The 18,847-nt window shown below is 61.9% G+C and carries 20 protein-coding genes; 5 read left to right on the top strand and 15 right to left on the bottom strand.

The window, feature by feature from the left end; genetic code table 11:
* Positions 1 to 12: 12 nt before the first annotated feature.
* The 9 genes from QZ329_RS05785 to sigG all read right to left on the bottom strand — a co-directional run bounded on the left by QZ329_RS05785 (position 13) and on the right by sigG (position 7,336).
* Positions 13 to 561, bottom strand: coding sequence for a CNNM domain-containing protein (locus tag QZ329_RS05785; protein WP_295749481.1), 549 nt, complete (start codon positions 559 to 561; stop codon positions 13 to 15).
* Positions 562 to 1,332: 771 nt separating this feature from the next.
* On the bottom strand, positions 1,333 to 2,037 hold the full coding sequence (locus QZ329_RS05780; protein WP_295749479.1) for a pseudouridine synthase: 705 nt from the start codon (positions 2,035 to 2,037) through the stop codon (positions 1,333 to 1,335).
* Between the two features lie 4 nt (positions 2,038 to 2,041).
* Positions 2,042 to 3,127: a D-alanyl-D-alanine carboxypeptidase family protein gene (locus tag QZ329_RS05775; protein WP_295749476.1), complete on the bottom strand. Its 1,086-nt coding sequence runs from the start codon at positions 3,125 to 3,127 to the stop codon at positions 2,042 to 2,044.
* Between the two features lie 45 nt (positions 3,128 to 3,172).
* Positions 3,173 to 3,580 carry a spore germination protein GerW family protein gene (locus QZ329_RS05770; RefSeq protein WP_295749473.1) on the bottom strand — a complete coding sequence of 136 codons (408 nt, stop codon included), beginning with the start codon at positions 3,578 to 3,580 and terminating at the stop codon, positions 3,173 to 3,175.
* A gap of 54 nt (positions 3,581 to 3,634) precedes the next feature.
* Positions 3,635 to 4,318 (bottom strand): hypothetical protein, encoded by a 684-nt coding sequence (locus QZ329_RS05765; RefSeq protein WP_295749470.1) that lies wholly within the window; start codon positions 4,316 to 4,318, stop codon positions 3,635 to 3,637.
* 18 nt (positions 4,319 to 4,336) lie between these two features.
* Positions 4,337 to 4,963, bottom strand: a complete 627-nt coding sequence (gene scpB, locus QZ329_RS05760; protein WP_295749467.1) for an SMC-Scp complex subunit ScpB — start codon at positions 4,961 to 4,963, stop codon at positions 4,337 to 4,339.
* A 10-nt stretch (positions 4,964 to 4,973) separates the two neighbouring features.
* Positions 4,974 to 5,774 (bottom strand): segregation/condensation protein A, encoded by an 801-nt coding sequence (locus tag QZ329_RS05755; protein ID WP_295749463.1) that lies wholly within the window; start codon positions 5,772 to 5,774, stop codon positions 4,974 to 4,976.
* Positions 5,775 to 5,810: 36 nt separating this feature from the next.
* A complete protein-coding gene (locus tag QZ329_RS05750; protein WP_295749459.1) occupies positions 5,811 to 6,470 on the bottom strand; it encodes a site-2 protease family protein in 660 nt (219 codons plus the stop codon).
* 95 nt (positions 6,471 to 6,565) lie between these two features.
* Positions 6,566 to 7,336 carry an RNA polymerase sporulation sigma factor SigG gene (gene sigG, locus QZ329_RS05745; RefSeq protein ID WP_295749456.1) on the bottom strand — a complete coding sequence of 257 codons (771 nt, stop codon included), beginning with the start codon at positions 7,334 to 7,336 and terminating at the stop codon, positions 6,566 to 6,568.
* Positions 7,337 to 7,502: 166 nt separating this feature from the next.
* On the opposite strand from sigG, the gene QZ329_RS05740 reads away from it, so the two are divergent.
* Positions 7,503 to 7,781: a YlmC/YmxH family sporulation protein gene (locus QZ329_RS05740; RefSeq protein WP_295749452.1), complete on the top strand. Its 279-nt coding sequence runs from the start codon at positions 7,503 to 7,505 to the stop codon at positions 7,779 to 7,781.
* On the opposite strand, the gene QZ329_RS05735 is transcribed toward QZ329_RS05740, so the two are convergent.
* The gene (locus QZ329_RS05735) at positions 7,723 to 8,670 is read right to left on the bottom strand and encodes a LysR family transcriptional regulator (RefSeq protein WP_295749449.1); all 948 of its coding nucleotides are present in this window, start codon (positions 8,668 to 8,670) and stop codon (positions 7,723 to 7,725) included. The two genes, QZ329_RS05740 and QZ329_RS05735, sit on opposite strands and share 59 nt — an antisense overlap.
* Before the next feature lie 112 nt (positions 8,671 to 8,782).
* Between QZ329_RS05735 and QZ329_RS05730 the strand changes: the two genes are divergently transcribed.
* Positions 8,783 to 9,376 carry a LysE family transporter gene (locus tag QZ329_RS05730; protein ID WP_295749446.1) on the top strand — a complete coding sequence of 198 codons (594 nt, stop codon included), beginning with the start codon at positions 8,783 to 8,785 and terminating at the stop codon, positions 9,374 to 9,376.
* Between the two features lie 49 nt (positions 9,377 to 9,425).
* On the opposite strand, the gene xdhC is transcribed toward QZ329_RS05730, so the two are convergent.
* Genes xdhC through xdhA form a run of 3 tightly spaced genes read right to left on the bottom strand, consistent with a single transcriptional unit; the run spans position 9,426 to position 13,125 of the window.
* Entirely contained in the window at positions 9,426 to 9,935 is a 510-nt protein-coding gene (gene xdhC, locus QZ329_RS05725) for a xanthine dehydrogenase subunit XdhC (protein ID WP_295749443.1), read from the bottom strand.
* Positions 9,935 to 10,816 carry a xanthine dehydrogenase subunit XdhB gene (gene xdhB / locus QZ329_RS05720; RefSeq protein WP_295749440.1) on the bottom strand — a complete coding sequence of 294 codons (882 nt, stop codon included), beginning with the start codon at positions 10,814 to 10,816 and terminating at the stop codon, positions 9,935 to 9,937. The genes xdhC and xdhB overlap by 1 nt, the downstream gene beginning before the upstream one ends.
* Before the next feature lie 14 nt (positions 10,817 to 10,830).
* Complete coding sequence (xdhA, locus tag QZ329_RS05715; RefSeq protein ID WP_295749437.1) at positions 10,831 to 13,125, bottom strand: xanthine dehydrogenase subunit XdhA; 2,295 nt, start codon at positions 13,123 to 13,125, stop codon at positions 10,831 to 10,833.
* 124 nt (positions 13,126 to 13,249) lie between these two features.
* On the opposite strand from xdhA, the gene QZ329_RS05710 reads away from it, so the two are divergent.
* Positions 13,250 to 13,822 carry a nucleotidyltransferase family protein gene (locus QZ329_RS05710; protein ID WP_295749435.1) on the top strand — a complete coding sequence of 191 codons (573 nt, stop codon included), beginning with the start codon at positions 13,250 to 13,252 and terminating at the stop codon, positions 13,820 to 13,822.
* A 42-nt stretch (positions 13,823 to 13,864) separates the two neighbouring features.
* Here QZ329_RS05710 and xdh read toward each other — a convergent pair whose 3' ends face one another.
* Both xdh and QZ329_RS05700 read right to left on the bottom strand, forming a co-directional pair.
* On the bottom strand, positions 13,865 to 16,414 hold the full coding sequence (gene xdh, locus QZ329_RS05705; protein WP_295749432.1) for a selenium-dependent xanthine dehydrogenase: 2,550 nt from the start codon (positions 16,412 to 16,414) through the stop codon (positions 13,865 to 13,867).
* Positions 16,415 to 16,555: 141 nt separating this feature from the next.
* Complete coding sequence (locus QZ329_RS05700) at positions 16,556 to 17,185, bottom strand: thiamine diphosphokinase (protein WP_295749429.1); 630 nt, start codon at positions 17,183 to 17,185, stop codon at positions 16,556 to 16,558.
* A 194-nt stretch (positions 17,186 to 17,379) separates the two neighbouring features.
* On the opposite strand from QZ329_RS05700, the gene QZ329_RS05695 reads away from it, so the two are divergent.
* Both QZ329_RS05695 and QZ329_RS05690 read left to right on the top strand, forming a co-directional pair.
* Positions 17,380 to 17,583 (top strand): hypothetical protein, encoded by a 204-nt coding sequence (locus QZ329_RS05695; protein WP_295749426.1) that lies wholly within the window; start codon positions 17,380 to 17,382, stop codon positions 17,581 to 17,583.
* Positions 17,562 to 18,836 (top strand): putative DNA modification/repair radical SAM protein, encoded by a 1,275-nt coding sequence (locus tag QZ329_RS05690; RefSeq protein WP_295749423.1) that lies wholly within the window; start codon positions 17,562 to 17,564, stop codon positions 18,834 to 18,836. The genes QZ329_RS05695 and QZ329_RS05690 overlap by 22 nt, the downstream gene beginning before the upstream one ends.
* The last annotated feature ends 11 nt before the right edge of the window (positions 18,837 to 18,847 follow it).

Below are 18,847 nucleotides of genomic sequence, written 5' to 3'. Positions count from 1 at the left end.
CCTTTTCAAGCCTCATCGGTGGAAGAGATACAAAAACCGGCCGGACCAGTAAACCACCTGCGTGCTTTTCTTAATGGCAACCGTCTTGCCCAGGGCTTTTCCGCCGATGGTCAGGCCGGAGACCAGGGCGGTAACCGTCACGGAAATCAGCACCGTCCGCAGATTCAGCGCCTGCTGAAGCTGGGTGACAATCACCGCGCCGGTGGCGCCGCTGACAATGCCGCAGATATCTCCCACCACATCGTTGCAGACGCTGGAGACCCGTCCGGCATTCCGCAGCAGCATCAACGACTGCTTCGCCCCCTTCTCCTTATGCGCGGCCATGGCGTGAAAGGGCTTTGGATCCGCCGCCGTCACCGCCACGCCGACAATGTCGAAGAGAATGCCCAAGCTGATGAACAGCACCAACATCAAAAGAGCGGCGGTCACGCCCGCGCCCTCCAGCATCGACTCCGACGCAAGACTCAGCACGGCGGAGAGGACCACCGCCATCAGAAAGACCGTAAGGGCCCAACGATAAGGGGAAGAGGCCTTCGCCTTTCCCTTCTTTGTTTTTTTCAAAAAAACCTCCACGAGGAGCGCCCCTGGGGCTCTCCTCTGCCATGTGTTTCCTCGCTAAGCCGGCGGCGGCAAAAAAAGTAAATCTTACGGCTTAGGTACGGGTTGGATTTCCCCGGAGCACACCCCTCGTTGCCGATAGAGGCGGTTTCCCTTTCAGCCCTCCGGCGCGGCGTTGCCTGTCCGCGCTACCCGATTGCCACTTAGTCCGCACTGCAATCCTTTTTCTGCCCCGTCAGGACAGCCTAGGTGATTTCCACCACAGTCCGTCCGTTTCTTTAGCCTCTTTTGCAAAACGGGTTTCAAAGGGCGATCAGGAAACCGCCCTGGCCGGGGCCGTTTCCTGTAGTTCCCTGATCCACCCGCCTCACGCAAGGCAGGCTACAGCTGCACACAGCGTTACGGCCCAGCAGGACCGATGCACCGCATTGCAGGTTCACAATCTGTTTCGTACGCGGGCCGGAATTACCACAATGGGAGTACGTCCGCGCACAAGAACAGGTCTCCACGAAAACAGGGTCGGATAAACCATGCCATTGGAAAACGCCCTGAGTCCGCAAGCGCGCCGCGCGCGCTTCCCCCCAGCACCCACCCAAAACTGGGCGTATCAAGCAGGCACCACGGGTTTCATCGATGTGCCCTTTAGAGGATTTTTAGGCCCTCCTTAGGAAACGGCAGATCTGACTAGAATACTGCGCCGCCGCTTAGCGGAAAATAGTATAGCACATTTCTTATAAATATGCAAGATATACCGGATATGAATTTTTCTGCCGCTCACTCCCGCAGAGCCGCCAGCTCCGCCGCCGTCAGATACCGCCACTTTCCCGGGGGCAGCGCTCCCAATTCCAGCGTGTGCTCCCGCACCCGGCGAAGACGGGTCACCGTCAGGCCGCAGGCGGCGCACATCCGGCGCACCTGGCGGTTTTTCCCCTCGTGAATGGTAACGGCCAGCTTCGCGGCGTTCTCCCCCTGCCGGAGGATTTCCACCTGCGCGGGGCGAATCGGTTCCCCCTCCAGGTCCCGCACGCTGGCCAGGCGTTCCGCCGCCCCCTCCGCCGGTCCCCGGACCCAGACGTGGTAGGTCTTTTCCGCCTCGTGGCTGGGATGGGTCAGACGCTGGGCAAGCGCGCCGTCGTTAGTCATGAGCAGCAGGCCCTCGGAGTCCAGATCCAGACGGCCGACAGGATACACCCGGACGCCGCAGCTTTGCACCAGGTCCGCCACCGTCTTTCTTCCCTTCTCGTCGGAAAGGGTGGTGACATATCCCCGGGGCTTGTTCAAGAGCAGGCAGACCGTTTCCGCCCTGGCCGCCAAGGATTTTCCATCCAACCGGACATCGTCCCGGTCCGGGTCGGCCTTGGCCCCCAAAACGGCAATCTCGCCGTTCACGGTCACGCGTCCCGCCGTTATGTATCCCTCCGCCGCCCGCCGGGAACAGCCGGCGGAGGCGGAGAGGAGCTTTTGCAGTCGTTCTTCCATACGTTCACCTGTAATTTCGCAGCGCGGCCATAGCGGACTCCGCCCCCGGCAAAACCGTTTCACCGCAAAGAAGGCCAATCCGGCCAACCTCTTTGCCGTTCAGGGTGAACACCGCTTCCCCCACCGAAGTTCCTGCCCGCAGGGGGGCGGCAAGCTCCCGGTCCAGCCGGATGTCCGTCTTCAGCGCCTCTCCCTGGGCCAGGGGCCAGGCAAAGCTGTCCGCCGCGATCAGGGGGACCCGGGTTCGGATTCCGCCCTTTACCGCCGCCTGAGCCAGCTCATGCCCAAGCTGTGCCGCCCGGCGGGCGGGATAGGCGGCGAAGCCGTACTCATAGAGACTCTGGTGGTCCGCCCAATCGTTGCCGTCCTGCAGCGTCACCGCCACCAGACGCTGGCCGTTCCGCTCCGCGCAGCTGACCAGGGTCCGGCCCGCCGCCCTGGTATAGCCGGTCTTCAGCCCCACGCATCCGTCCATCAGGCTCAGCAGCTTATTGTGGTTGGTCATGGTCCGCCCGCCGATGCTCACGGTCCGGGTGGAGGCAATGCGGACCAGGGTCTCGTTTCTCATCGCCGCGCAGGCCAGCAGCGCCATATCCCTGGCGGTGGAGTAGTGGTTCTCGTCGTCCAGGCCGTTGGGGTTGGCAAAGGAGGTATCCTCCATTCCAAGGGCCAGGGCCGTCTCGTTCATCCGCTCCACAAAGCGCCCCACGCTTCCGGCCACATGCTCCGCCACGGCTACGGCGGCGTCGTTTCCGGAACAGAGAAGCAGGCCGTAGAGCAGCGTCTCCAGGGTCAGCTCCTCCCCCTCCTTGAGGTACATGGAGGAGCCCTCCGTATAGGCGGCCTCCCGGCTCACCTTCACAGTATCCGACAAGGTCCCGTCCCGGATCGCCACCAGCGCCGTCATGATCTTCGTGGTGCTGGCAATCAGCATCCGGGCCCCGGCGTTCCGCTCATACAGCACCCGGCCGCTGTCCATATCCATCAAAATGGCGGAAGAGGCGGAGGTATCCACCGCCTTGGCCCGGCCGGTCAGCAAACAGGCCAGCGCCAGCAAAAGCGCGCCGGCCCGCCGGAATCGTTTCGACAAACATCATCACTCCGATTCGTCAAGAGTGAAGATAGTATACCCCAATCAGAGGGTTTCCTTCTCCTTTTCCGCCTGTTTCTTATCAAAATATTTTTCCGCCTTGTCCATCAGGTCCGGCACCATCTCCACAATGCGGTCCATGGTGGACGCCGGAGGCGCCGCCACCGGCAGCACCCGGGTCACACCGTCCTTGATAATCAGGAACGCCACCGGGTCGATCTTCACCCCCGCACCGCCGCCGCCGCCGAAGCCTTTGGGCTGTACCTTGCCATAGTCCCCGCCGCCGCTTCCGAAGGCGAAATTGACCCGGGAAATGGGAATCAAGGTCACGCCGTCCGGCGTGGTGATGGGCTGGCCCACAATCGCGTTGGTGTCCACCAGCTCGTGAATCTTATCTATGGTGGAGCGCATCAGTTCGCTGACCGGCTGCTTCTTGTCCATCGTGCTATCCATCTTATACATCCTTTCTCACGTTGATCGGTGCGGTATGTCAATCTCTGGGGCGTCTCACGCGGCAGGAGGGGTCTCCGGCTGGCTGGGCGGGACTTCGCGGCGGTTTTCCTGCTCCGGCTCCGGCGGGCGGGTCTTGCACCGTTTCCTCCAGCGGAGGAACCACCGCAGAGCTGGAAGGGCCAATCCAAAGCCGACGGCCAGCAGGGTTCCTATGCGGAAGGTAACTCCGGCCTCCCCCGCCGCCGCCGTGTCCGCCGTCTCGAAGTCCACGCCGGTATGAATATATGGGTCCCGGATATCCAGGAATTTCTCGGCTGCCGGCATCCCCGTCCAGACGGCGGCCTGGAGCTTGCCGTACAGTCCGGCGGCGGCGGCCGGGTCCTCCCGTCCACCCAGGACGACGGAAAGCCGCAGAGGCTTGATCTGTATCCCCCGGCGGGTGCGGGACAGAGCCCGCTTCAGCGGCGGAAGCATGGTATGCAGCGCGTCGCCGGCATCCTCCATGGCAAAGGAGAGGCCGCCCTTTTTCTTCTCCGCCGGTTCCTTTCGGGGCTTTCGTTTCTCCGGGGGCCTCTCCGCCTTCTTGGGCTTGGCGGGCAGAATATGTATCCGCAAAAGGCCAATTCGCGCGTCCAGACGAAGGGTCTCCCCGTCATAGGCCGCCCAGACGCCCACCCGCGTCGCGCACAGCAAAACGGCCAGAAAAACCAGCGCAAGCAGTATCCAAAGCCACAGCACAGGCGCTCCCCCTCTCTCTTACTCCGTCTCTTCCTCCTTGGAATCCATAATCTCTCCGTTTTCCCCCAGCCGCATCTGGCCGCCGGTCTCCGGCTCCAGGGGGACCTCCGTTTCCAAGGGGTCCTCCGCCTCCGAAGGCTCCGCCAGCTCCGGCAAATCCTCCAGACTGTTCAAGTGGAAGGCCCGGAGAAACTGCTTGGTGGTCCGGTACAGGCGGGGCCGCCCCGGCACCTGGAGACGGCCGCACTCCTCAATCAGGTCCCGGTTTAACAGCAGACTCATGGTGTAGGAGCTGTCCACCCCCCGAATCTGGTCCACATACGCCCTCGTTGTGGGCTGGTAATAGGCAATGATGGTCAGCGCCTCCAAAGCGGGCTGGCTCAGCTTGGCGGGCTTCCGTACCTCCAGCGCCCGGTGCACCGCGTCCCCGAACTCTGGGGCGGAGCAGAGCTGCCAGCTGTCCTCCATCTGAACCAGCCGGATGCCCCGCCGTTCAAAGGCGTAGTGGTCCCCCAGGTCCTTCAGCGCCCGCTCCACAGCGGGACGGGCCAGCTGCAGTGCGGCGCAGAGGCGCTTGAGCTGCACAGCCTCCCCGGAGGCAAACAGAATCGCCTCCACGGCGGACTCGATTTCCTTTCTCTCCATTGGGTTCTCCTTAGTTTGACGTTTCCTCCGCCCCGACGGCAAGACTCTCCGGCGGTTCTCCGATCTGGCGGACGGTACACTCTGACTCCGAACCCGCCAGCTGCAAAACGTGGGAGCGGCACAGCTCCAGCACCGCCAGGAAGGTGGCCACCACCTCGCTGCGGCTCCGGCTGCCCCGGAACAGCTGGAGGAAACGGGTCACGCCCCCCTCTTTCAGCCGCCGCAGAATGTCCAGCGCCTTCTTCTCCACGGGATAGGGCTCGTGCCGGGCGATGTCCTGGAAAGCCGCCCTGGGGGGCGGGAGTCTCCGCTCGGCCCGGCTCTGGAGCTCCGCCATGGCCCAAAGCAGGTCCTGGGGGCAGTGGTCGTAGTGAATCTCCCCCGGCTCCAGCGGCTCCGGCCCCCGGACGCAGATGCTCCGCCCAAATTCCCCCAGGGAAGCCAGCTGCTCTCCCATGGCCTTGACATAAGCGTAGTTCTCCCCCCGGCGGCGCTCCTCCAGGGACTGGATCAGGGCCTCCATCTCGCTCTTGGCCTCCTCGTCCTCTATGGAGAGAAGCATCCGGGTCTTGAGGTAAACCAAGTGAGAGGCCATGGCCGCAAACTCGCTGGCAATTTCCAAATCCAGCTGCTGGCGGCGGTCCAGCCAGCTCAGATATTGGTCGCAGATCATGGAAATGGAAATGTCCTGAATCTCCATCTTGTTCTTCCCAAGCAGGAAGAGAATCAGATCCAGGGGCCCCTCGAAATCCTGGAGCTCTTCCGCCCGGGAGTGGACCACCTTTTCCAGTTTGAATACGGGACTATCCAAAAAGTCCCCTCCTTTTATCGAACGCTGCCGGATTCCTCAGACACACAGCTCCAAGAAAAACCAGTAAATCCCCCGGACGGCTTCATTGAGCAAATTCCCAACAACGCCGAACCAGCTCAGAGCCAGCAGCAAAAACATGCCGTACCGCTCGTAGCGCATCAGTCCAAAGTAAGTCCGCTCCGGCAAAAAGGCTCCCAGCACCTTGGCCCCGTCCAGAGGCGGAATGGGCAGCAGATTGAAAAGGCCCAGGCCGATCGACAGCGGGGCCAGGTGCAGCTGAAGGCAAACATACAGCTTATAGGCCAAACAGGCATCGGACGTGATGAAGCCGGCCAGCACCCTGCTGCAAAAGAGCATCGCCAGAAACGCCAGTACAAAATTGGAAACCGGCCCCGCCAGGGCGGTGAGGGCCATGCCCTGCTTGGGCTTTTTAAAATACCGGGGATCCACCGGCACGGGCTTGGCCCAGCCGAAACCCACGGCCAGCATCATGGCGAGGCCCAGCCAGTCGATATGCCGCAGGGGATTCAGGCTCAGTCGGCGGCGCTCCCGGGCGGTGGGGTCCCCCAGGGCATAGGCCGCCAGACCGTGACAGGTCTCGTGGACCGTCAGGCAGAGGAGGACGGCGAGAACCCGCATCATCGTGACTTCCAGCCAATTCCAGTCAATGGAGCGGATGAGACCGCCGAAATCCATGGTCCTCCCCCTTTCGTAGTTGCACCATTATAGCAGTTCCTGGGGGGAAATACAAGGGAAACCGTGAAAAAGGCCCGCGCTTGGCGGGCCTTTCGTCAGATATTTTTCTTGATGGTGTTGATGGCCCCCTTCTCCAGCCGGGAAACCTGGGCCTGGGAAATGCCCACCTCGGCGGAGACCTCCATCTGGGTCTTGCCTTCATAGAACCGCAGAGACAGGATGCGCCGCTCCCGGTCGTCCAGGCGCTTCAGGGCGTCTTTCAGGGCAATGCGGTCCGTCCAATGCTCGTCGGTGTTCTGCGTATCCCGCACCTGATCCATGACGCAGAGGGCATCCCCGCTGTCAGAGTACACCGGCTCGTAGAGAGACACCGGGTCCACGATGGCGTCCATGGCGAAGACCACGTCCTCCCGGGGGATATCCAGCTCTTTGGCAATCTGCTCCACCGTGGGCTCCCGCTGGGTCTCGGAGATCAGGCGCTCCCGAACCTGGAGAACCCGGTAGGCCGTGTCCCGCATGCTTCGGGAAACCCGGATGGCGCTGTTGTCCCGGAGGTAGCGGCGAATTTCGCCGATTATCATGGGCACGCCGTAAGTGGAAAACTTCACCGGCTGGTTGATGTCGAAGTTGTCGATGGCTTTGATGAGGCCCACGCAGCCCACCTGGAACAAGTCGTCCACATTCTCTCCCCGGCTGGAAAAGCGCTGAATCACCGACAGCACCAGCCGCAGATTCCCTTCAATCAGCTGGCGGCGGGCCTCCTGATCCCCTTCCTTCGTCCGGCGGAGAAGCGCCATGGTCTCCTCGTTCTTCAAAACCTTCAGTTTGGCGGTATTGACCCCCGCGATCTCGACTTTTCCCTGCATGAAAGCCGCCCCCCTTGTGTGTATACTGGCCGTGCGGCGGCGGGGTTCTCCCCTCTCAGCGCCGCAAGGTCAGTATCTCCAGAGGCGTTTTTTCCTATACTGGGACCTTTTGTCAGAATAGGACGGCCCGGCCGCCGCATAGGCTTCCTTGAAAGGAGTGACGGCGATGCAGTTCCGGTTTCGGGATCTCCGGCGGAAGGAGGTCATCAACATCAACGACGGCTGCCGCCTTGGGCTGGTGGCAGACGTAGACCTGCGGGCTCCGGAGGGGCAGGTAATCGCCATTGTGGTCTACGGTCCCGCCCGGTTCTTCGGGCTCTTCGGGCGCGGGGAGGAATTCTACATCCCCTGGGACTGTATCCAGCGGATCGGGGACGACATCATTCTTATCGACAAGCCCTTCCAAAGGCGGGACCCCCATCTGGAGCGGAAACACCGGCGGTGACGGGACCGCCCTCCGCCAGCGCCTCCCGCAGAAGCTCCAGAAACAGCTCCATGGCCGGAGTAATCCACCGCCCTTTTCTCCACGCGCACAGGGCCGGGGCGGGAACGCCGGAGATGGGGGCCCGCAGCTCCTTCAGCCGCCCTGCCTCCAGTTCCTCCCGCGCGACAAAGCGGGGCAGATAGGTAAAGCCCAGGTTGCTCATGACACAGCGCTTGATGGTCTCAATACTCCACAGCTCCAGCGTTACGTCCAGCTCAATCTCCCGCTGGCGCAGATACTCCTCCAGCCAGCGGCGAAAAATGCTGTCCGGCTCATCCGTAACGAGAGACACCGCCTTGCGCTGTCCCGGCGTGGTGAAATCCGGCTCGGAAAAATCCGGGGAGGCCAGAAGCACGATGTCATAGCTTCCCAGAGACTCCACCTCCAGGGCCTCCCGGTTCCAGTCCATGTCATATCCCACGCCCAGGTCACAGGCTCCGGTCCGCACATTGGCGGCAATCCGCATGCAGTTGCAGCTCCGGATTACCAGCCGGACCTGTGGCGCCCGCTCCCGAAAGGCCCGAATCACCGGCTGCATCCGGTAGCACAGCAGCGTCTCCGCCATGTCCACCCGAAGCGTCCCGGAGGGGGCGCTGCTTTTTCGCCCGCACTCCATCAGCTGGTCCGCCGCCTCCAGCAGCTCCCTGGCCCGGGGTAATATCCGCTCTCCCGCCTCGGTCAGCACCATCCGCCGCCCCACCCGCTCAAAGAGGGGCACTCCCATCTCTCCCTCCAGCTGCTGAATCTGCACGGTAATGGTGGACTGGGTATAGCCCAGCCGCTCCGCCGCCCGCTGGTAGCTCCCTTGGTCCACCACGGTTTGAAACGTCCGCAAATTTCTCAGCTCCATCTGTCCGCCCTCTTTCATTAATTTTTTCATAGTTTACTTGAAAATCTTTCGCTTTTCAAATCAATATTTTTTTGCTATGATGGGCTCATCACATTAAAGGACGGTGCCTGTCATGCCCATGTCTCTGCTTCCCTCTTTCCTGCTCTACTGTTACGTGGGCGCCATCACGCCGGGGCCCGCCAACCTTTGCAGCCTCTCCACCGCCCTGCGGTACGGAAAAGGGCCGGCCCTGCGGCAGTGGCGGGGGCTGTTCACCGGCTTCTTCCTGGTGTCCATGGCCTCTGTGCTGGTCATCTATTTCCTGGGGACGGTTCTGAACCAGTACGTGGGCCTCCTCTCCTGGGTGGGGGCTGCCTATATGCTTTGGATGGCGTTTCATACCCTTCGCTCTTCCTCCGGACCGGAGGGCAGCGCCCCGGAGGCCCCTGGGTTCCTCACAGGACTGTTTGTACAGCTGACCAATGTGAAGATCATGGTCTTTTGTCTGATGGCGCTGGCGTCCTACGTTCTTCCCTACTCCGGTTCCTTCTGGTCTCTGCTGGCGGCGGGGCTGTTCCTGCCCTTTACGGGACCCGTCGCCAACCTTGTCTGGCTCTTTGCTGGGGCGGCGCTGCAAAAGCTCTTTGTCAATCACCGCAAGGCCGTGGACTACGGCTGCGCCGCCGCCCTGGCTCTGTGCGCGGTCAGTCTGGTCCTGCCCCACTGAAAGGGAAATCAGAAAGCCCCGCCTGGAGTACTCCAGGCGGGGCTGTTGTTCAGCCTTGCGGCATTTCTTTTCCCAAGCGGCGGTACATGGTCTTTTTCACCGCCCGGAGAATGTTCTCGTAGCCGGTGCAGCGGCACAGGTGCCCGGACAGGAGCTTCCGCAGTTCGCCGTCCGTGTATTCCTTTCCGCTCTCCAGAATCTCCACCGCCGTCAGGATGAAACCCGGGGAGCAGAAGCCGCACTGGATGGCGGCCTCGTCCACAAAGGCCTGCTGGATATCGCTGAGCTCTCCGTTGGGGCCCAGAAGACCCTCCAGCGTGCGGACCTTCTTACCCTCCGCCCAGACAGCCAGATAGATGCAGGAGTTAAACGCCTCGCCGTCGATCAGCACGTTGCAAGCTCCGCACTCGCCAACCTCGCAGCCCTTTTTGACGCTGGTCATCCGGAAGTCGTTCCGCAGCATATCGGTAAGGCTGGCCCGGACGTCCACCGTCCGCTCCACGTCTTTGCCGTTGAGGTTAAAATGGACCGTTTGGTATTGGATGATGTGCTTCTCCATTACAGTTCACCTCCCGCCAGTCTTACGGATTCCACAAAGGCCCGCTTGGCGCTCTCCACGGCGATGTGCAGACGGAAGTCCTTGGCCGCGCGCCAGGAGTCCCGGGGATTGATGTCCGCCTTCACCGCCTGCGCGAATTTCTCCGCCAGCTCCAGGCTGACGGGCTGTCCGGCGGCCAGCTCCTCGGCATGGGCCGCCCGCAGGGGCACCGGTCCCGCCACGCCAAAGGCCACGCGGGCCCGCTCCACCGTTTTCTTATCGGCGGAGAGGCGGACATTGACGGAGGTGCCCAGGGTGGCGATATCCATGGCATTGCGCATGGCGTACTTGATATAGTGGCCGAAGCAGTTCTCGTAGCTCTCCTTGGGAATGAGGATGGCGGTTTGAATCTCCCCCTCCCGGATGTCCACCTTCCCCGCCCGGATATAGAACTCCTGAATGGGCTGGCGGCGGACGCCGCCGGGACCCGTCAGCTCGATGACCGCGTCCCAGGCGTGGAGGGTCGAGGAGGAGTCGGCGGAGGTCACGCCGTTGCAGGTATTTCCGCCGATGGTTCCAATGTTTCGAATCTGCGGTCCGCCCACCTGATCCACCGCCTCGCCCAGGACGTTGATATACTTTTGAATCAGAGGGTCCCGCGTGATGTGGGAAAAGCTGGTGAGGGAACCGATGCGAAGGGTTCCGTCCTCATCCAGGGACACGCCCCGGATTTCGTCCAGAGTCTGGATGGAGATGAGCTCCGCCCCGGCCCGCTTGCCCTCCCGCATCTGAACCAGCACGTCGGAACCTCCGGCGATGATCTGGGCCTCGGGATGGGCCAGGCGGAGGGCCACGGCGTCCTCCACGCTCTGGGCCTGATACAGGGCTTTCATGTCATACATACGTTGGCCCTCCTTTAGTCGTTGATAAGCCCAGCCTCTTTGAACTTCCGGTAGAGGACATGGGGCGTGATGGGACAGCAGTCAATCGCCACGCCGGTGGCGTTCAGAATCGCGTTGCGGATGGCCGGCGCGCCGGAACAGGCCGGGGGCTCGCCAAGGGCCTTAGTGCCGTAAGGAGACGTGGGCTCCGGATTCTCCACAAAGCCGGTTTCCAGAACAGGGTGGTCCATAAAGGTGGAGAGCTTGTAGTCCAGAAGGTTGTTGTTCAGGGGCTTGCCGGTCTTCTCGTCAAACTTCAGCTCCTCGGAGAGGCCGTAGCCGATGGCCATGGACATGCCGCCGTGGACCTGTGCCTCCGCCAGGGCGGGATTGATCAGGGTTCCGCAGTCGTGAACGTTCACCAGCCGCAGAAGCCTCGCCTTGCACATGGGAATATCGACTTCCACCTCCGCGAAGGAACAGCCAAAGGAATAGGCGTTGCTCTTAATCTGCGCGGTGGTCTCGGCGGTGATGTGCTGGCTGCTCTCCAGAGAGTAGAGGCTCTCCAGCGCCAGGTCGCCCAGGGATTTCAGGATTCTGCCGTCGCTCTTGCGGACGATCTGCCCATCCACCAGATCCAGGTTTGAAACCGGCATCCGGGTCTGCTCGTGGGCCACGTTCAAAATGCGCTCCCGGAGGGCCAGGGCCGTCTGCATGATGGAAAAGCCGCCTATGTAAGTCTGCCGGGAGGCGTAGGCCCCCGTTCCGAAGGGGGTGACGTCAGTGTCCTGGGTGGAGACCACGTGCACGTCGCTGAGGGGAATCCCCACAGCGTCCGCCACCATCTGGGAATAGGCCGTGTCGCAGCCCTGGCCGATCTCCGTCTCGCCGGTCTGGAACTGGAGAGAGCCGTCCTGATTCAGCACCATGCGGCAGGAGGAGGACTCCAGGGAGATGGGCCACACGGCGGTGTTGTACCAGAACACCGCCAGACCCACGCCCCGGCGGAGGGAACCGGTCTGATTCTGGTACTCCTGGAACTTCTTCTTATAGTCCAGCATCTCCAGGGCCTTGTCCATACACTGGTTGAAGGTGTCGGTATAGAGTTCATTCTTGGAGAAGCCGTCCACATACCCCATGGGCATCAGATTCTTCCGCCGGAACTCCAAGGGGGACATGCCGACGGCCTTGCAGATGTCATCAATGTGGCTCTCTCCGGCGAACATGGCCTGGGGAATGCCGTAGCCCCGCATGGCCCCGGCGGAGGGCCGGTTCGTGAACACCGTCCAGCTGTCGCACTCCACATTGGGGCAGGGATACAGCTGGGGGAAGGCGTTCATGCCCTTGGCCACAATGCCGTGTCCATGGGAGGCGTAGGCGCCCTGGTTGGAAAACGCCTCCAGCTTCCGGGCAACCAGGGTCCCGTCGGGCCGGACGTAGGAGATAATATGGGTACGGATGGCGTGGCGGACCCGGTTGGAGACAAAAGTCTCCTCCCGGCTGCACTCCAGCTTCACCAGGCGGCCCCCCACCTGCGTGGAGCACCAGGCGCAAAGAGGCTCGTAGAGGGCATCCTGCTTGTTGCCAAAACCGCCGCCGATATAGGGCTTGATGATACGGACCTTGCCCCAGGGAATCCCCAGGGCCTGCCCCACCACCCGGCGGACAATGTGGGGAATCTGCGTGGAGCTGACCACCACCACCCGGCCCGCCTCTTCATAGGCGAAGCAGCCATGGTTCTCAATGTGGCAGTGCTGCACGGTGGGCGTGTCGTACCAGCCCTCGACCTTGATGAGGCCGGGCTCCTGCCGGGCGGTCTCGTAATCCCCCAGGCGGACGTCAGAGTGGGCCAGAATGTTGTTTTTGTACCGCTCCTGAACCTGCGGCGCACCGTCCTTCATGGCCTCCTGGACATCCAGGACAAAGGGCAGCTCTTCGTATTCAACCCGGATGGCCCGGACAGCTTGGGAAGCGGCCACCTCGTCCTCGGCGATGACCACCGCCACGTCGTCGCCGTAATAGCGGACATGACGGTTCAGCAGCTTCCGGTCCGCCACGTCCTGGTGGTGGGGGTCCGTGGACCAGGGGTGGCCCGCCGTCGGGAATTCAATGTCCGGCGCGTCAAAGCAGGTCAGAACCTTTACGACGCCGGGGACGGCCTCCGCCGCAGCCGTATCCACGGATTTTACGAATCCGTGGGCAATGGTGGAATGGCAGATTTTCGCAATCAGTGCGCTGCGGTCACAAAGGTCGTCCATGTATTTGGCCCGGCCCGTGGCTTTCTCATAGGCGTCTACCCGAATTACGCTCTTGCCGACGCTTTTGCTCATAGGGTGCCCTCCTTTTTGTACTACTTCTATATTGCAGCTCCGCTCCCCCCAAAAAGACCGGTTGACTGAGGGGGAGAAAAGCGGATATACTAATGGAAACGAAAGAAATAGGAGATCATGTGTTATGTTGAACTTGGGCTGTGTCATCATGGCGGCGGGGAACTCCCGCCGGTTCGGAACAAACAAGCTGGCCGCTGAGGTTCAGGGCCGGAGTCTGATTCTGCGGGCGCTGGAAGCGGCGCCTGCGGAGGAATTCAAAAAGACGGCGGTGGTAACCCAGTACCCGGAGATCATGGAGCTGGCGGAGCGCTTTCGCTTCACGGCCATTCACAACGCGCATCCGGACTGGGGCATCAGCCACACCATCCGGCTTGGATTGGACGCTCTTGGGGACTGTGACGGGGTCATGTTTCTGGTCAGCGACCAACCTCTTCTGCGGCGGGAAAGCGTCAAGGCGCTGGCGGAACTCTGGCACGGCCAGCCGGACCGGATCGCCGCCCTGGCCCACGGCGGCGTCCGGGGAAACCCTTGTCTGTTCCCCTCCCGCTTCTTCCCAGAGCTGCGGGAGCTGCGGGAGGACTGCGGAGGAAACACCGTCATCCGGCGGCATGAGGAGGATTTGATTCTGCTGGAGGTTCCGCAGGAAGAGCTGGCCGACGCGGATACGCCGAAGGCCGTGGAGGAATTGAATCAATAGACTTCCAGCCGGGGCGGGCTTTCCGCCCCGGCTGATTCGCGTTTACTTCTTGGCGTAGGGAGTTCCCTCCAGCGGCAGGGCTGTGCGGCGCTTGCCGTCGTAGCGGAAGTAGGCGCCGGCAATGGCGGGGGCCGTGGGAATGGAGGTAATCTCCCCGATGCCGATGGCTCCGCAGGCCACGTTCAGCCCCTCCTTTTCCACGATAATGGGGACGATCTCGGGAATCTGGTTGGCCCGGAACAGACCCAGAGTGCCGAACTTCACGTTGGGCTTGCAGTCCGTCAGCGGATAACGCTCCGTCAGGGCGTATCCCATGGACATGACCACGCCGCCCTCAATCTGTCCCTCCACCGACAGGGGGTTCACCGCCTTGCCCACATCGTGGGCGGCCACCAGCTGCTTTATCTTCCCGTCCTCGTCCAAGATGCAGACCTGCGTGGCGTAGCCGTAGGCGATATGGCTGACGGGATTCGGCACGTCGGCTCCCAAGGGGTCCGTCTTGCCCAGGTACTCGCCCCGGAACTCCCGGCCATTCAGGGAGGACAGTCCGCCCTCCTCCAGAGCCGCCCGCAGCCCCTCGCAGGCCCGGCGGCAGGCCTCGCCGGTGAACAGCGTCTGCCGGGAGCCGGAGGTGGTGCCGGAATCCGGCGCGAAATAGGTATTGGAGCGCTCGTAAACCACGTCCTCATAGCACAGGCCCGTCTGGTCGCAGACCATCTGGGTCAGCACCGTGCCCAGGCCCTGGCCGATGCAGGAGGCGCCGGCGAAGATGTGAACCTTGCCGTCCTCCACCGTCAGCCGAACCCGGCCAGTATCCGGGATACCCACGCCCACGCCGGCGTTCTTCATGGCGCAGGCCAATCCGGCGTACTTGGCCTTTTCATAGTAAGGCTTCACCGCCTCCAGAGTCTCCACCAATCCGGTGGACTCGTCCACAATCTGGCCGTTGGGCAGCTCCTGGCCAGGGCGGATGGCGTTGCGGTAGCGAATTTCCCAGGGACTGATTCCCACCACGTCCGCAATCTGATTCAGCAGACTCTCAATGCAGAAACAGGTCTGGGTGACGCCGAAGCCCCGGAACGCCCCGGCGGGGGGATTGTTGGTGTACCACGCCCAGCCGTCAATCTCAAAGTTCTGGTAGTTATAAGGCCCGGCGGCGTGGGTGCAGGCCCGCTCCAAAACCGGGCCGCCCAAGGAGGCGTAAGCCCCGGTGTCCGCCACCACGCTGGCCTTCACGCCCTGGATGATGCCGTTTTCGTCGCAGCCCAGGGTGAATTCCATCTCCATGGGATGGCGCTTCGGGTGAATCAGAAGGCTCTCCGCCCGGCTGAGCTTCACCTTCACCGGGCGCTTGGTCAGGTATGCCACCAGGGCGGCGTGGTGCTGGACCGTCACGTCCTCCTTGCCGCCGAAGCCGCCGCCCACCAGACAGTTGCGGACCTTCACCTTCTCCGCCGGGAGGCCCAGCATCCCCATAGTCTCGTGCTGGGTGTCATAGGTTCCCTGGTCCGTGGAGAGGACCATCACCCCGTCCCCGTCGGGATAGGCCACGGCGCACTCCGGCTCCAGGAAGGCGTGCTCCGTCCAGGGAGTGGAGAACGTCTCTTTCAGCACATGCTTGGATTTTGCGATAGCCGCCGCCGGATCACCCCGCTGGATGTGCTTGTGCGCCAGAAGGTTCCCCTCCCGGTGGACCAGGGGCGCGCCCTCGGCCATAGCCTCCTGGGGATTCCGCACCATGGGAAGTTCTTCGTAATCCACCTTTACCAGGGCTTTGGCCTTCGCCAGCGTCTCCTGATCCTCGGCGGCGACGATGCAGACCGCGTCGCCCAGATAGTGCGTGATCTCTCCCACGGCGATCATGGTGTCCCAGTCCTTTTTCAGGTGGCCCACCTTGTTGCTGCCGGGAATGTCGGCGGCGGTGAAAATCCCCGCCACACCGGGCAGGGCCGCGGCCTCCTCCGTATGGATGGCCAGAACCCTCGCCCTGGGATACTGAGAGCGGACGGCGCTGGCGTAGATCATGCCTTCCATGTACACATCGTCGGGATAGATGCCCGTGCCTGTGACCTTTTCCTCCACGTCCACCCGGGGCACCCTGGCCCCCAGGGACCAGTCGGAGGGAACTTCCGGCACCTCGCCGGAGCGGAACAGCTCCGCCGCCAGCAAAATGGCGTCAATGATCTTTACATACCCGGTGCACCGGCAGATGTTGTTCCGGATGGCGAACGCCGCCTCTTCCCGGGTGGGACTTTGGTTCCCGTCCAGCAGGGCCTTGGCGCACATGACCATGCCCGGGATGCAGAACCCGCACTGGACCGCCCCCGCCTGGCCGAAGGCATAGGTGTAAACCCGCTTTTCAAAGTCCGTCAGTCCCTCCGCCGTGAGGACGCTCTTTCCATCCAGCTTGTCCGTCTGAGGAATGCAGGCCCGGGTGGGTTTGCCGTCAATCAGCACTGTGCAGGTGCCGCAGGCGCCCTCGCTGCACCCATCCTTCACCGAGGTCAGGCCCAGCTCATCCCGCAGGAAACGAATCAGCTTTTGGTTTTTCTCCACGGTAACAGATTTGCCATTTACGGTAAACGCCGCCATAAAAAACTCCTTGCCCCCGTGCCCGTCCTCGGTCCCACGGTCATATCATATTCCAGAAAGGTCGACCTTTCCGTTGTTGTTCATTATACATGAAGTTTTTTAAATACGCAACCACACTTTTGTCGTTTCGTTATTCTATCTTCAGTCTAACGGCGGCAGCTCCCAACCCACGGCCAGCGTCCCGTTCCGAACGGCGATCCGCGCCCGGGGCTCCAGGATATGGTTGCTGACTCCAAGGGGAAAATCCGGAGTCAGCACGGCGTCTTGCAGAGGGTACTGAAAGCCCTTCTCATCCACGCCCTCCGCCCGGTCCCCCAGGCAGAAAACGGAAAACAGGCCCCACTCCACCGTCTTTGGAATATCCAGCGCCTCATTCTCCAGAACGGTCCAGAGGAAGTCATCGTCGTACAGAAATCCTCTGGCTCCCCTCCGGCGGAGAAAGAGAAGGGATTGGAGATTTGCCAGCGTGTGGTCCAGTCGCTTTCCGCCGGTCCCTCCGTAAATATAGAAGGTATCGCACATTCGTTCCAGTCCCGCTCGAAGGGCGGCCATGGTATCCGTGTCGTCCTTCTCCACAGGCAGGCGGAAGATGGGGGCGGCGTCCGCCGGAGGCTCCATAGAGTCAAAGTCCCCCAGGAGAAGGTCCGGTACAATGCCCTCTTCCAGGCAGATCCGATAGCCCGCGTCGGCAGCGATGACAACATCGCCGGAGGCGGGGCGCTCCCGCAGACCGTAATAGCTTCCGGCGGCGAAAATAAAGCAGCGTTTCATGAAGCGCGTCTCCTTATTTATGTAATTGTCTGATGATACCACAAAACGGACGAAAAGACCAGAGATTCCTGGAAATTTCAGGACAGCAGACGGTTTCCTTTCCGCCGTTTTTGTTTTTTCTCTTGACAGGAACGGTTGTTCGAGTTACAATATGAATCGAACAAATTTTCTAATACGGAACGGGAGGTTTTCCTATGACCGGCTGGACTCTCTTTTTCACCATTTTGGGCGTGGTAATGCTCACCGCCCAGCTCTTCCGCGTGATTGACCTTATCGAGCGGCCAACCCGGCATGCCCGCGCCGGGTCGGCGGTCTGCCGGAAAACACTTCCGGACGCTTGGGCCGTATTTTTCTGGCGGACTCTGGGGGAGAAGCAATGGACGTTCTGGAAAAGCTGACCATTCTCACCGACGCCGCCAAATATGACGCCGCCTGCACCTCCAGCGGCGGGAACCGCACCGCGAAAAAGGGATACATCGGCAACACCTCCACCTCCACGGCGGGCTGCTGCCATACCTTCTCCGCCGACGGGCGCTGCGTCACCCTGCTGAAGGTCCTTTTGACCAACCGCTGTGCATACGACTGCAAATACTGCGTCAACCGCCGGAGCAACGAGACGAAGCGGGCGGCCTTTACCCCGGAGGAGCTGGCGGACCTCACCCTCCACTTTTACCGCCGGAACTACATTGAGGGGCTGTTCCTCTCCTCGGGCGTCTTTCGAAGTCCGGACTATACCACAGAGCTGATGATCCGCTGTCTGGCCCTTCTGCGGGAGCGTTACCGTTTTAACGGCTACATTCACGCCAAGGCGATTCCCGGCACAGCGCCGGAACTGGTGGAGCGGCTGGGCTTTTTGGCGGACCGGCTCAGCGTGAACATTGAGCTGCCCTCGGAAGCAGGACTGAAAACCCTGGCCCCGGACAAGACAAAGGGCGCCATTCTGACGCCTATGCGCCAGATTCAGACCCGGAACCGGCAGAGCCGGGAGGAGCTGGTGAAATACCGCCACGCTCCCCGCTTCGCCCCCGCCGGACAGAGCACCCAGCTCATCGTCGGAGCCACGCAGGACACGGACTTCCATATCCTCCGCCTGACGCAGGGGCTTTACGACCAATACGGTCTAAAACGTGTGTTCTACTCCGCTTATGTCCCAGTGGTGGAGCACGCCCTTCTTCCCGCTAAGGATGTAAAGCCGCCCCTTCTGCGGGAGCACCGGCTCTATCAGGCGGACTGGCTGCTGCGGTTTTACGGCTTCCGGGCAGAGGAACTACTGGACGAGGGAAACCAGGATTTTGACACCCGCGTAGACCCCAAATGCAGCTGGGCCCTGGCCCACCTGGATTTTTTCCCGGTGGAGGTCAACACCGCCGCCTATGAAACGCTGCTGCGGATTCCGGGTGTGGGCGTCACCTCCGCCCGGCGCATCCTCTCCGCCCGCAGAACGGGTCCCCTCCACATCGACAACCTGAGAAAGCTGGGCGTCGTTATGAAGCGGGCCCAATATTTTCTCACGGCCTCCGGCAAAATGGCGGAGGGTCTGCGCTTCACACCGGACAGCCTTCTCCGGGGGCTCATCGCCGCGGAGCGGCCCCTTTTGCCGCAGCAGGAAATGGTGCAGCTATCCCTGTTCGACCAAAGCGAACCGGCCTGACGGCCGGCTTG

The organism is uncultured Oscillibacter sp., assembly GCF_910579365.1.
Lineage (GTDB): Bacteria > Bacillota > Clostridia > Oscillospirales > Oscillospiraceae > Oscillibacter.
This window is presented reverse-complemented; position numbering and strand designations above follow the sequence as displayed.